The 13,418-nt window shown below is 35.8% G+C and carries 13 protein-coding genes; 5 read left to right on the top strand and 8 right to left on the bottom strand.

Features of this window, described 5'->3' with window-relative positions:
- Positions 1–87 precede the first annotated feature (87 nt).
- The 4 genes from A5866_RS00555 to A5866_RS00540 all read right to left on the bottom strand — a co-directional run bounded on the left by A5866_RS00555 (position 88) and on the right by A5866_RS00540 (position 3,875).
- Positions 88–432: a zinc ribbon domain-containing protein YjdM gene (locus A5866_RS00555; protein ID WP_086281698.1), complete on the bottom strand. Its 345-nt coding sequence runs from the start codon at positions 430–432 to the stop codon at positions 88–90.
- A 112-nt stretch (positions 433–544) separates the two neighbouring features.
- Positions 545–1,387 (bottom strand): histidine phosphatase family protein, encoded by an 843-nt coding sequence (locus A5866_RS00550; RefSeq protein WP_086444675.1) that lies wholly within the window; start codon positions 1,385–1,387, stop codon positions 545–547.
- A 202-nt stretch (positions 1,388–1,589) separates the two neighbouring features.
- Positions 1,590–2,540: a DHH family phosphoesterase gene (locus tag A5866_RS00545; protein ID WP_086444676.1), complete on the bottom strand. Its 951-nt coding sequence runs from the start codon at positions 2,538–2,540 to the stop codon at positions 1,590–1,592.
- 12 nt (positions 2,541–2,552) lie between these two features.
- On the bottom strand, positions 2,553–3,875 hold the full coding sequence (locus tag A5866_RS00540; protein ID WP_086281701.1) for a DRTGG domain-containing protein: 1,323 nt from the start codon (positions 3,873–3,875) through the stop codon (positions 2,553–2,555).
- Between the two features lie 504 nt (positions 3,876–4,379).
- Between A5866_RS00540 and A5866_RS00535 the strand changes: the two genes are divergently transcribed.
- The gene (locus tag A5866_RS00535) at positions 4,380–5,816 is read left to right on the top strand and encodes an MFS transporter (RefSeq protein WP_086281702.1); all 1,437 of its coding nucleotides are present in this window, start codon (positions 4,380–4,382) and stop codon (positions 5,814–5,816) included.
- 81 nt (positions 5,817–5,897) lie between these two features.
- Here A5866_RS00535 and A5866_RS00530 read toward each other — a convergent pair whose 3' ends face one another.
- Together A5866_RS00530 and A5866_RS00525 are read right to left on the bottom strand one after the other, a co-directional pair.
- Positions 5,898–6,281, bottom strand: coding sequence for a phage holin family protein (locus A5866_RS00530; RefSeq protein WP_086281730.1), 384 nt, complete (start codon positions 6,279–6,281; stop codon positions 5,898–5,900).
- A gap of 171 nt (positions 6,282–6,452) precedes the next feature.
- Complete coding sequence (locus A5866_RS00525) at positions 6,453–6,872, bottom strand: ArpU family phage packaging/lysis transcriptional regulator (protein WP_086444677.1); 420 nt, start codon at positions 6,870–6,872, stop codon at positions 6,453–6,455.
- 336 nt (positions 6,873–7,208) lie between these two features.
- Between A5866_RS00525 and A5866_RS00520 the strand changes: the two genes are divergently transcribed.
- The 4 genes from A5866_RS00520 to A5866_RS00505 all read left to right on the top strand — a co-directional run bounded on the left by A5866_RS00520 (position 7,209) and on the right by A5866_RS00505 (position 10,582).
- Positions 7,209–7,586 carry a helix-turn-helix domain-containing protein gene (locus A5866_RS00520; RefSeq protein WP_086281704.1) on the top strand — a complete coding sequence of 126 codons (378 nt, stop codon included), beginning with the start codon at positions 7,209–7,211 and terminating at the stop codon, positions 7,584–7,586.
- 7 nt (positions 7,587–7,593) lie between these two features.
- Positions 7,594–8,271 carry an ImmA/IrrE family metallo-endopeptidase gene (locus A5866_RS00515; RefSeq protein WP_086281705.1) on the top strand — a complete coding sequence of 226 codons (678 nt, stop codon included), beginning with the start codon at positions 7,594–7,596 and terminating at the stop codon, positions 8,269–8,271.
- A gap of 506 nt (positions 8,272–8,777) precedes the next feature.
- Positions 8,778–9,908, top strand: coding sequence for a hypothetical protein (locus A5866_RS00510; protein WP_086444678.1), 1,131 nt, complete (start codon positions 8,778–8,780; stop codon positions 9,906–9,908).
- A 473-nt stretch (positions 9,909–10,381) separates the two neighbouring features.
- The gene (locus A5866_RS00505) at positions 10,382–10,582 is read left to right on the top strand and encodes a cold-shock protein (RefSeq protein WP_010760878.1); all 201 of its coding nucleotides are present in this window, start codon (positions 10,382–10,384) and stop codon (positions 10,580–10,582) included.
- Positions 10,583–10,681: 99 nt separating this feature from the next.
- Here A5866_RS00505 and icd read toward each other — a convergent pair whose 3' ends face one another.
- On the bottom strand, positions 10,682–11,959 hold the full coding sequence (gene icd / locus A5866_RS00500) for an NADP-dependent isocitrate dehydrogenase (protein WP_086444679.1): 1,278 nt from the start codon (positions 11,957–11,959) through the stop codon (positions 10,682–10,684).
- Positions 11,956–13,101, bottom strand: coding sequence for a citrate synthase (locus A5866_RS00495; RefSeq protein ID WP_086444680.1), 1,146 nt, complete (start codon positions 13,099–13,101; stop codon positions 11,956–11,958). The genes icd and A5866_RS00495 overlap by 4 nt, the downstream gene beginning before the upstream one ends.
- Positions 13,102–13,418 lie beyond the last annotated feature (317 nt).

Genomic DNA, 13,418 nt, shown 5'->3' with positions numbered 1-13,418 from the left:
GTTGTTCAGAATAAAGTCAAGCCTCGAAAAAAAAAACGTAAAAAAATCTAAATGATCTTTCTACGTTCTCTTTGAAAATAGTGATAATTATATTTTTTTTACAAACTCAGATTTCAATTTCATCGGACCAAACCCATCAACTTTACAATCGATATTATGGCCATCTGCCGCATCAATCACTAAACGAATGCCTTTCACTTTCGTTCCTTGTTTGATTGCACCACTTGCCCCTTTGACTTTTAGATCTTTAATAACTGTGACGTTATCACCATCTGCTAACACATTGCCATTTGAATCCTTAATAACAGCTGCTGTCTCTTCTGTAGCATCTGTTGCCGACCATTCATGTGCGCATTCTGGACAAATCATCATGCCACGATCCTCATAAGTATATGTTGAGCCACATTCAGGGCAACTTGGTAAATTTTCCATTTAAATTCTCCTTCATTATCGTTCTCTTTTAAAGTGTTATCACTTCATTTTAGCGTACTTCTAAACGAAATAAAAGAACTATTATATTTACAAATAGTAAATTTAATTGAATTTATTTGCTTTCTTTGCCTTTTTCTACGTAAGAAAGATCATTGGCACTATCGATCGTGTATTTTCCGTCTTTATAGGTTACCTTTGACACACTCGCATTTTTCAATCCGCCATCAGGCAAGTCAGCATTGGCATCTAATTCACCTAATAACGTAATAATGCTCATGCCATGAGAAACGACTAAAACATTGTTCGCTCCTTCTTTTTCAGCATCCTTCACAATATCATCTAATCCAGCTTTTAAACGAGTGACGATTGTTTTACTATCTTCTGCTGGCCAATTCAAGCCTTCTTCCACATTTTTCTTATCTAAATCAGATAACACATCGGCAAATTCGATGATGCCTTTATAAAAACCGACTTCTTTCATCCACTCATTGTATTCTTCATATGTTTTTCCTTGTTCTTTTGCCACTGCTGTCAGCATTTCTTCGTTCATCAAGCCTTCATACGTCCCAAAATTATATTCTCTTAAACGTTTGTCTTTCGTCATTTCCTTCATCATTTTTTCTTGACCATTATTTTGCAAGACTAACTCAGCCGTTTCGATTGCTCGTCCACTATCACTTGTCACGACTTTATCAAAAGTAACATCAGACAGCCCTTTACCTAACTGCTCCGCCACTTCAACGCCAGCCGGTGTCAATGGTGCATCGATCCAACCTTGGGAACGATCCACAGTGTTTAACATTGTTTTACCATGTCGAGCAAGGTAAATTACGACTTGCAAATTATCTTTTTCTTTTGTGTCAGCTTTCTTTTCTTCTTTTGCAGTCCCATTGCTGCACCCGACTAAGACCATTGAAAATAACGCCATACCAACAACCATTTTTTTCAATTTCATAACACCTTCTCCTCCGTACTATTCCTTATTTTTAATTAAACAGCTAGTAAGCGTTTTATCAGTTAAAAAAGAAAAAAACCCAACTACACCAAATAAAGTTATTTGGTACAATCAGGTTTAGCTTGTTATAAACAATTACTATCCGCTATTAAACTAGCTTTAGTATAATGGATGTTACGGAAAATGTAAATGCTTTCAAACGTTATTTTTTACAGGCTTTGCACAATTGTTGAATTTCTTGATAAATTTCAGCTACTTCATCCAAGTCTTTAGCATTTGCACCACTAGCCAACGGATGACCACCGCCATGATGCTTCTTAGCTAGCTCATTAATGACAGGTCCTTTTGAACGCAAACGTACACGGTAATACCCTTCCGGCTGTTCGACAAAGATTCCCCAGGCTAAGACTTCATCGATTACACCAGGTAATGAAACGATTGCAGCCGTTTCTGAATCAACGATCCCATATTCTTTAAGCAATGTTTGCGGCAGTTTAACACTGGCTGCTCCAAACTCATCTACTACAATATTTTGATAAACATATCCAGCTAATTTGGCTACACTCATCGGAATTTGTTCTAATTCCCGATTTAATTCGGCTGCATTAAAATCATACGTCATCAGGTTGGCTGCTACTTCTAAGGTATGAGGGGTTGTTGCGGGATATAAAAAACGACCGGTATCGCCAATAATTCCAGCATACAACAAACGAGCTGCCTCATCGCTCATGGTCAGTTCCTCTTGATTGAGCGTATAAAAATCAGCAATGATTTCACTACAACTACTAGCTTTAGTATTGACCCAGACTACATCGCCATAGGGTTCATCATTTGGGTGATGATCGATCTTGATCAATTCTGCCCCTAAATGATAACGTTCATCACTAATTCTTGGTGAATTAGCTGTATCCGTCACAATAACCAAGGCGTTATGATACGTCTCATCAGATACTTCATCCATTTCGGCTAAAAATTCTAATCCTTCAACTGGTCCACCAACTTGGTAAATCATTTTATCTGGAAAACTAGCTCTCAATATTTCTGCTAAACCAACTTGTGAACCAATCGCATCTGGATCAGGTCTTTGGTGACGATGAATCAGGATTGTTTGATAGGTTTTAATTTTTGCTAAAATTTCTTTGACAACTTCCATTGTAACTTCCTCCTAGGTTCGCTCCATTACTTGACAAACTACAATTGCTTTCGCTACAAGTGCATTCTCTAAATAAATTTCAATGTCTAACTTAGCTGAGCGTCGCCCGATTTCTAAGACTCTTGGGCGAATATCTAATTCACTTTCTAATTGGATCAAACGCAAATAATGCAAGCTCATCTGTTCAATCAACACATTTCTTCTTTGATTGGTGATCATCGTACGCTGCGTTACATTAGCAATGATTTCACTAAGTACACCAAATGAAATCGTCCCCACACTATTGACCATTTGAGGTGCAACCGTGAATTTAAATTGAGAATCTGTTGCTTTACCGCCTTCTTCTACTGGCATTACTTCTCCAGATATTTGATCTGAAATCGTATCAGCGATCTGTGGCTGTCTTTGTACTAGTTGCATCGCCTTCATCACATCTTGTCTAGAGACAAAACCGACTAAAGATAAATCATCTTCCACAACCGGCATTACTTCTAAACCATCCCAAATCATTTGGTGACTGACACTAGCAACACTCATCATTTTTTTGACAACGATCGGATCTTTAGTCATCACTTTATCCATCGTCAAAGTTTCCGTTTTACCCAAAACATCTTTTGCAGTGACTATTCCGACTAAGCGCAAACTCTTATTAACTACAGGAAAACGAGAATGATGTGTTTTTTCAGATAGCTTTTGATAATCAGCAATCGTATTTGTAGAAAACAGATAATTTGTTTTCTCTAATGTCGTGTAAATATCGCTGACCAACATAATATCTTTTTTGATTAATTGATCACTCAATGCTCGGTTGATCATTGTTGCAACTGTAAACGTATCATAAGTTGTTCTAAGTACTGGCATTTCCAGTTCATCTGCTAGTTCTGCAATTTCACTTTCGGTATCAAAGCCACCAGTGATCAACACTGCCGCACCATTTTCTAAAGCTAATTTTTGCACGCCTTGACGATTTCCCACGATCATCAATGAACCAGGTGTTATGTAGCGCGTCATCGCATTTTCTGTCATCGCACCGATCACAAACTTATTCAACACTTTGTCTAATCCTGCTGAGCCGCCTAACACATCTCCTTCGATGATACGAACCACTTCGCCAAATGTTAGTTTCTCAATATGCTTTTTTAACTTTCGTTCAATCCGGATCGTCCCCACACGTTGGATCGTTGAAACCAAACCGATATTTTCTGCATCTTTAATTGCGCGATAGGCCGTTCCTTCACTAACACCAAGATTTTTGGCGATGCTTCGAACTGAAATCCGATCACCAATCGGCAAGCCTTCGATGTACTTTAATATTTGATCATGTTTCGTAGCCATAATATCCTCCTTGATTTAAAAGCGTAACAAAACAATTGATTCTTTGAAAATAAGATAAAAGAACAGCTAACTTTAGTTGATCTTATTTTGAAAAGATTGATTTGTGCAGCCGACTAGAAATCTATGTTCCTAAATATCCATACTTCTTCTATTTGACCCTTTATAACACTCATTACAAAAAAGTAGTTCATTCTTTGCTTGAATCGATAAACTGTTTTAATTCACTGAAAATCAATACTAAGACAGATTTAACTTTTCCATTGATTGACTTCACTTAAAAAGTATAACAAAAAATCACACATTTTAGTACAGTTATTCTTAATTTATTGTAACAGAAGTTAAAAATAAACAGGGCAAGTTTTGCTTGTATTTAGCCTTGATTAAACAAATCAATGAACATTCATCTTGAAAAAATTAGTTAAAACTATTTTTGGCACTGACATTTTTTCAAAAAAAGGAGTATGATAATAGCGGACTGTTTACATTTTTTAAGGAGATGAAGATATGGAATCAGTGAATAGTTTTCAAGAAAATCCTATTGTACAAAAAAACCGCTGGTGGATTTTAGTTTCTGTGGCTATGTTTACTTTTATGTCCACGCTAGATGCCAGCATCGTCAATATAGCGTTGCCGACGATTTCAAAAGATATGAACGTACCTATGAATCAGTCAGAATGGATCGTTTCAATCTATTTAATGATTGTTTGTGCTTGCTTGCTACTTTTTGGCAAAATTGGAGACAGTTTTGGTAAGATCAAAGTATACCGAATCGGAACGATCATTTTTACGATTGGTTCATTATTATGCGGATTCAATCAGTCACTGGGCTTTCTGCTTTTTGCCCGAATCGTTCAAGGAATCGGCTCCAGCATGACTATGGCGACCAACTCAGGAATTATTACAGAAGTTTTTCCTTTTAAAGAACGTGGTCGAGCATTAGGCTCGATTGGCGCCTTCGTTTCCCTTGGATCTATTGCGGGACCAGGAATCGGTGGGTTGATTCTTTCACAATTTTCATGGCCTTATATTTTTTGGATCAATGTTCCTGTTGGGATCATTACGATTTTGATTGGGGAGAAATTTTTACCGAGAGATATTATTAAAAGTGGTAAAAAAGTGGATATGGTCGGTTTTAGTTTATTCGCTGTATTTATCATGACTTTTTTTGGCGCAATCTTTATCGGTCAAGAAATTGGCTTCAATGCGCTTTTATCTATGGTGTTATTTATTTTCGCACTATTATCATTGATTATTTTTATTAGAGTCGAAAAACGAGTTAGTCAACCGTTGATTACATTTTCAATCTTTAAAAACAAAGTCTTTACGATGAGTTTGATCACTGCTGTTTTAATTTTTTCATCAAACTTTTTCGTCAATGTCGTGATTCCGTTTTATTTACAAAATGCTCGAGGATTACCAGCAAGTAAAGCCGGCTTATTGATGATGGTCTTTCCTTTGCTGATGGTTGTAGGTTCACCAATCAGCGGCTTTTTAACAGATAAAATCGGGACGAAGCTTTTGACTTTTTCTGGCTTATTTTTATTGTCGGTAACTTCTTTGATGTACATGTTTTTGAATCAAGGAACACCAGTTTGGTACTATATTTTAGCAACTGGGATTATGGGATTAGGAAATGCGTTATTCCAATCACCTAACAATACAACTGTCATGAGTAGTGTTGCAAAAGAGGATCTAGGTGTGGCTGGAAGTATGAACTCTTTTGCTCGTAATCTAGGAATGGTCTTAGGGATCGCCTTAGCTACCACGATTCTATATAATGCAATGAGTGCCGTTTATGGTCAACGTGTAACCACCTTCATTAGTGAACGACCTGATATTTTTATTTTTGGAATGAGAATTACTTTCTTGGGTTCTTTTATCTTATGTTTAACTGCTTTAGGGTTAACTTTATTCCGTTCACTGAAGGCAAGAAAAAAATAAACAAACTAAAAAATGAAACTGCAGCAGGGACCTCTGCCATCAGTTTCATTTTTTGTTGTGAATCAAAGAGGTCACATCTCCTTATTCATCTTCTTTGCCACTTTTGATATTTTTGATAAATTCTTCAAAAAGTTCTGTTCCGATCCCCATCTTTTTATAGTTCTCAAGAATCGATTTCAATTCCATCAGCAGATAACCGACATATAAAACATAAATCAGTCCCACACCTGCTCCACCTGGAATCAATGGTGCTAAGGGAATAAAAAACATCAACAAAACCATACTCGCCACTTTTCTTAAAATTCCATTGATTCCTACTTTACTTAAAAAATCAATATTTGGATTGATTTTTGCAGCTAAGCTGCCACTTAAAAAATCGATGATCATTGCTATGCAAATCAACGTTAAAACATAAATTGCTTTATGATCAGCGTCTACTAAAAAACGATCTAAATAAGCAAACATCTTCATAATTACCACCTTTTTTCTTTAATTATTTGTTTTTAATTACTGTACCCGTTAGTTCAAATTACATGTCTTTTCTCTTTAATAATTGAACACTTTTTAACTAGCGGTACAATGATAGTTTAGTCTATTTTAAAGCAAGCAACCTACTAAAACTCTCCCAAGAAATTGTCACTTTTCTATCAATAATTGCCCACTCTCATATGATTCTGCAAAGCGAATCATTGCTTTGTCCAGCTCCCGGTAAAATTTGCTTTCGCTCATATGATGCTTCATGTAGATTGCAATATTTGTTGTAAAGTTGCGATCCATGTATTTATCGTGTAATAATTGCCGATCGTAAGCATCCAATTGATTCATAGCATTTACTATCTTGATCAGTTCCATTTCGGCAAGCTGTTTCCGGTCAACTAATTGTTCGGTCTTGCGAGTAAATTCTGTTTCAACATTATTCAGTTCAAACGTATAGGAGGCTGTTAATTTTGGGGCATGTTTTTCGCCAGCAATTCGAACCAAGGCACGATAGGCATTTAATAAATCATGAACCTTTCTTTTTGTTTTTTTTCGATCAATTTCGGGAAATAATAGCATTGTTTATCCTCTCCTTTGTTTTCTATTGTCTATTTTCTTTCGTCCTACGCTGATACAACTTCTTTCTTTACCCTTTTGTTTAGTGAATTAGCTAATATATAATAAAATCGTTGACTAAAAATAGCATTTACGCTATTATGTAAGTATAGTTAAATAAGCTCTATTCTACTGCTGTCGTTTCCTTTTTATCGAAAATGATGACTAGAATGGCTTGACTAACTATTTACTGATAAATTAGCTTATAAGAACATTTTAATAGCTTAAAAGCTAATTGTCAACTAAAAATAGCTTAAAAGCTAATGTTTTTTTCATTAAGCTTATGAAAGGTTGAAAAACATGAGTTTAACTTACAGAATTAAAGAGCTGGCTGACAAGAAAAAAGTGACTTTTGCTGAAATCGAACGAAATACAGGTATTTCAAATGGACAAATTCGCCGTTGGGATACTTCTTCTCCTAAAATAGAAAATATCCAAAAAGTAGCAGATTACTTTAACGTTTCCACGGACTACTTATTAGGAAGATCGCAAATTCCTTCTATTAAAGAGGCTGCTCAGGAAGAGAATTTATCATCCCAGATTATGTTTCGGATGAACACAGATGGTTTATCTGAAAATGAAGTGGATGAATTAAAAGATGAAGTAGATCGTTTTCTTCGTTTTAGAAGATCTGAAATCGAACGTGAGCGAGAATTAAAACAAGACGACAAGGCGTGATTAATGGATGACAGAGCAAATTGATGAATATCTTAGTTTTTCAGATAAAATAAACGATTATATCTCGGCCTTGATGGTTGCAAATAATATCGGTTATGAAAATTATGACTGTTCCTATCTTTGGGATTTCGTAAAATCTAAGGGCGTTTCAATGCGCAGTTTTCCATTTGATGGCGTCGCAAGAGATCGGATTTCTGGTATGATCGTTAAAGACTCTTTGGAGACTACGATTGGCTATAACCAAAATATGAGTGAAAAAAGAAAAAATTTCACTATCAGTCATGAAATTACTCATTATTTATTTCACATGACGGAAAATGACACGATTTTTACTGATACAGATCGTAGTCTGCAATATTCTTACAATGAAGTCTTACATGAATTCCAGGCAAATATTGGTGCTTCAGCAATTCTAATACCAGATGTTGTTTTCTTTCGTTTTTTAAAAGAAGGCTGGAATTTAGCTCAACTTTCAACTCAATTTGGTATATCTGAAAGTGCACTGTATGTTCGTTTGATTCATACGATGCAAGCTAATTTTGGTGTTTCTTATATTGCAGCTAAAACCAATGCGGATGCTATTCGGTATAAATTTGGTGGTAAAGGACAGCATGCAGCAATTGAACTGGGGACGAACTTGGAAGCACGACTGTTTCGGACAAATCGATTTATTGAAGCCTTGTGAGCCTCGTAAATAAATAAGCGTGAAACAATAATCATTTTTTCTGATTATTGTTTCACGCTTATTTTGTGCAATAAAATAAAAAAACCACCACGACCGTCGTCTGTGGTGGAAATGAAGGTTGTTATTTACTCTTGGTAGGAGTAAGTATGAAAAACCAATTCGGGATAATTGGCCTGAAGATAGGTTAACACCTTCACTTAAAATAAAAATGAATAGCTATTTTGGATTTCATAAAAAAATCATGAGTAAACCCTCATATACTTAATTGTTTATGATTTTCTTGCTTTTGATTCTTTCAACCCATATTAGTTCCAACATTTTTATGGCTGTGCTACAATTTTAATAGTATTAAAGAAATGTTACCAATACATTATTTAGCTGCACAAATCAGTCCTTAGAAAAATAGGTCAGCTGTCATTGTGGTAAAGAACACTTCAATGCTACTTCCCTAATTTTCTGCTGGATCAACTGGTTTGTTCCGCTTTAAAATTTAGGAGGAATGTATTATGTTAGATCAAGAAAAAGACAATTTATCTGTTCTATTCTCTGACGAAGTTCAAGGTCCCTTTGTAACATTTATTTTTAACACACATGTCGCACATCAAAATGTTGAAAAAGATGCCTTAGTTTTAAAAAATTTTGCTAAAGCGGCAAAGATCCGCTTCGAGAAAAAATATACTGATTTATCTTGGGCCCCTTTCCAAGATAAAATCGATGCATTGCTGTCAGATGCTTCATTTTGGCGGAATGCTTCAAAAAGTGTATCAATCATTATTAGCGAACAAGATATTTTCATTCATCGATTAAATGTGGCTGTTGACAACCAATATTACGTTGACGATCGACCTTACCTCCTAGGTATTATCAAAAACAATCAATTTAACTATCGCTATTATCTAATGGCTTTAAACCGTGATTCTATACAGCTTTATTTAGTTGAAAACAGTCAAGTCAAAACAGTCTCTTTACCAGAAGATGCTCCTACCGATTTGGTTACGACCTTAGGTGATGAATTAACGGGTGGTAGCATGAACTATTCTATTCAAGGCGGTACTGGCTACAATGGCTCGTCTAAAGAAGGTGTAGCCTATCATGGCGTTAATACAAAAGATGAGGAAGTAAAAATCGATTGGACTAATTACTATCAAGCAATTGATAATTACTTAAAAGATACCTTTGCAAACGCTGATCATTTACCAATTCGATTATACACTTTGCCAGAAAACCAAACACTTTTTAAAAAAATCGCTAAAAATCCTTATTTAACAACTGATGTTTCTATTTCCCTTTCTCCTGCTCAAGTTTCGCTTCAGGATATTGAAAAAGGAGCACTAAAAATCAATCAAGAATTAGAAGCGCTCGAAACGGCTTCTTATAATCAGTTATTAGATAAAAAATTTGCCGATCAACTTGTTGATATCGTACCTGCATCTGCTGAAGGAAAAGTGTCTCATTTCTTTATCTCTACTTCAAATTTTGTGAATGAAACAACCGACATGTCAACAGAAGAATTTGACCGTCGTAAAGTTTTAAATAAAGTCACAGACAATGTGCTTAAAACTGGTGGAAAAGTGTTTGTGTTAGATCAAAAAGCTTCTCCAGATGAAAAAACACTATTAGCCGTTTTACGCTACTAACTGGATCGATGAAATGGACAAGAGCCGCTCAACAATCCGTTGAGCGGCTCTTTAATCAAGTAAATTAAATATTTTGTTAGCTATAAAACCATATAAAAACTATCTATTAGTAAGGATAACCTTATTCTCATCTAAACAATCTGAACCCTTCCTACTTTCAAATCTATGCAGCTCCCAGGCTGCGCCTTCGGAATAGATTTCTACGATATAAATCTATCATTACTTTCATATTTAATGCTTAATACTCCTATACTATAACAGAAATAAGTTTTTTTTGACAATTAATCTTCATTTCTTAACAAATTTTTATTTTAAGAAGAGATAATACTAGTCAAACAGGTCTAAATATGATATATTAATAGTGTAGTTTTTGTTCGGTAATATATGTGTAGCTGTTTCAAATAAACATCTTCCACATTTTCACCTTTCAAGTAATTGCAAAATATGTGTATATCACAAGGAGGATTTTTATTATGGAAACAGGTACAGTAAAATGGTTTAACTCAGACAAAGGTTTTGGATTTATCACTGCAGAAAACGGTAACGATGTATTCGTACATTTCTCAGCTATCCAAGGCGACGGATTCAAAACTTTAGAAGAAGGTCAAGCAGTGACTTTCGACGTTGAAGAAGGCCAACGTGGTCCTCAAGCTACTAACGTTAACAAAGCGTAATTAACTTAACCTTAGTAAATTCAAAACCTGACGAATGTTCGTCAGGTTTTTTTATTAAAAAAAATCTAGTTCAGAATACTAATATTCTGAACTAGATTTTTAACTTTTTTCAATAAGCTGAACTAACGCTTCTCCAAAGCCTGAACAACTCACTAATGTCGCCCCTTCCATTTGGTCGGCAAAATCCTTCGTTACAGTTTTATTCATCAATGCTTCTTCGATGCTTCTCGTGATTAGCTGACTAGCCTCAGTCCACCCTAAGTAATCAAACATTAATACACCGGAAAGCAACAGCGATGAGGGATTCAGCTGATTTAATCCTGCAAATTCAGGTGCTGTTCCATGTGTTGCTTCAAAAATTCCGTGGCCTGTTTCTAAGTTCAAATTAGCTCCTGGCGCAATCCCGATCCCCCCAACTTGAGCTGCTAACGCATCAGAAATATAATCCCCATTTAAATTCAAGGTCGCAATCACATCATAATTTTCAGGGTGTAATAAAATCTCTTGTAAGAAAATATCAGCAATTCGGTCTTTAATGATCAATTTACCTGACGCTTCAGCTTCCGCCAGTTGTTGATCTGCGGCAGCCTTTCCTTCTTTCATTTTAATATCTAAATACGTTTCCCAAGTAAAGACTTTATCGCCAAATTCATTGGTAGCCAAGGTATAGCCCCACTTTTTAAACCCGCCTTCTGTAAATTTCATGATGTTCCCTTTGTGAACCAGCGTGACCGATTTACGATTATTTTTTAAAGCATATTCAATAGCCCCTCTGACTAATCTTTCTGTTCCTTCTTTAGAAACAGGTTTGATCCCGATTGCTGATGTTTCTGGGAAGCGAATCTTATTGACACCAAATTCAGTTTTTAAATACCCAATCAGTTTTTTGGCTTCTGGACTTTCAGCAGGAAATTCAATTCCCGCATAAATATCTTCCGTATTCTCTCTAAAAATCATCATATCTGTCTTTTCAGGATGTTTTAATGGCGATGGTACACCTTCGAAATAACGAACTGGTCGATAACATATATATAAATCTAATTCTTGTCGCAACGCTACATTCAATGAACGGATACCACCTCCAATGGGTGTTGTCAATGGTCCTTTGATCCCCACAAGATGGCTATTTATCGTCTCCAATGTTTCATCCGGTAGCCAGCTACCTGTTTTATTAAACGCCTTCTCACCAGCCAAAACTTCTTGCCAAATGACTTTTCGAGTTCCTTGATAAGCCTTATTTACAGCAACATCAAAGACATTTTTGGCTGCTTGCCAAATTTCCGGTCCAATTCCATCCCCTTCAATAAAAGGAATAATCGGAAAATCTGGAACAACTAATTTTCCCTCTGCCAAAACAACTTTTTCCCCATTTATCATGCTTCCATGCCTCCTGAATGTACTGTTGTATTTAAATCACCATATTTTAACTGCTTAGGACCTACATAATGCGAGCGTGGTCTAATTAAACAAGCTTCTTTTTTCTGTTCATCGATATGACCTAGCCAACCAGAAACCCGACTCATCGCAAAAATCAGTGTAAATAAATCACTATCAATATCTAGACAATGATAAACTGTGGCAGAATAAAAATCCACATTAGGAATCAAGCCTTTGGTCTCTTTTAAATAATGTTCCACTTGGCAAGATAAAAAATACCATTGTTCTTTTTGCGTTATTGCAGACAACTCTTTTGCTAGTTTTTTTAAATGTTTTTTTCTTGGATCTTCGGTTTTATATACGCGATGACCAAACCCCATAACTTTTTCTTTACGATCCAGTTTTTGATTTAGATACTCTTCTACATTTAGATTGTCAGAATCAATTTCTTTTAGCATATCAAATACTTTTTCATTAGCTCCGCCATGCAGTGGTCCTTTTAAAGAGCCAATCGCCGCTGTGATGCACGAATAAACATCAGACAACGTAGAAGCACAGACTCGGGCGGTAAAAGTGCTTGCATTTAGATCATGATCTGCATGTAAAACCAAGGCTTGATTCATGGCCGATACCTGTACTTGATCTGCTTCAACTCCTGTTAGCATATAAAGAAAATTTGCTGCGATTGATAAGTCACTTCGTGGTGGAATTGGGTCAAGCCCTTTTCTCAAACGAGCATACGCTGCAATAATCGTTGGCATTTTTGCTTGTAAAGAAATACTTTGCTGATACGCTGCAATTTCATCTGTTGCTTCAGCGTTCGGATCAAACACACCTAATAACGAAATCGTTGAACGCAACACACTCATTGGATGTAGGTTCTGACGTGTTTGAATTTTTAAGCACGTAATAATCGTATCAGATATTGGCATCTGTGTAGATAGTTCTTGTTTAAATTTTAGTAACTCCGCTTTTGTTGGTATTTTCAAAAACCATAGCAGGTAGATTACTTCTTCAAACTGAACATTCTCAGCAACTAGATCGTCAATATTAAAACCGGCAAAGAGCAATTGATTTTCCACGATCGAACTAATTTTTGTTTCAGAGACAACAACACCTTCTAAACCTTTGTGAATCTCCATCCAATTCCTCCTGACTCTAAAAGCGTAGTAGGTTCGTTCAGCTCTGACAGAAAAATAGGAAAATATGTTTGTGGCGATTTTTTGCCACAGGTAGATTTTATCTTTTTTCCGAAGAGCTAGCCTACTTAGCTAGATAACTATAAAAGCGGAACAAATCGTTTAATCCTGTAGAAAATTAGGAAATTGTTATTGAAACGTTCTTTGTTTCACTGACAATTTATCTATTTTCCTAAGGATTGATTTATGCAGCTAGATATGGTAACAACGTTCCGCTTCGCTACACCTTGTACTTTTCAACATCAGTTCTTTTCATTCAC

It is taken from the genome of Enterococcus sp. 12C11_DIV0727 (assembly GCF_002148425.2).
Classification (GTDB): domain Bacteria; phylum Bacillota; class Bacilli; order Lactobacillales; family Enterococcaceae; genus Enterococcus_L; species Enterococcus_L lemimoniae.
This window is presented reverse-complemented; position numbering and strand designations above follow the sequence as displayed.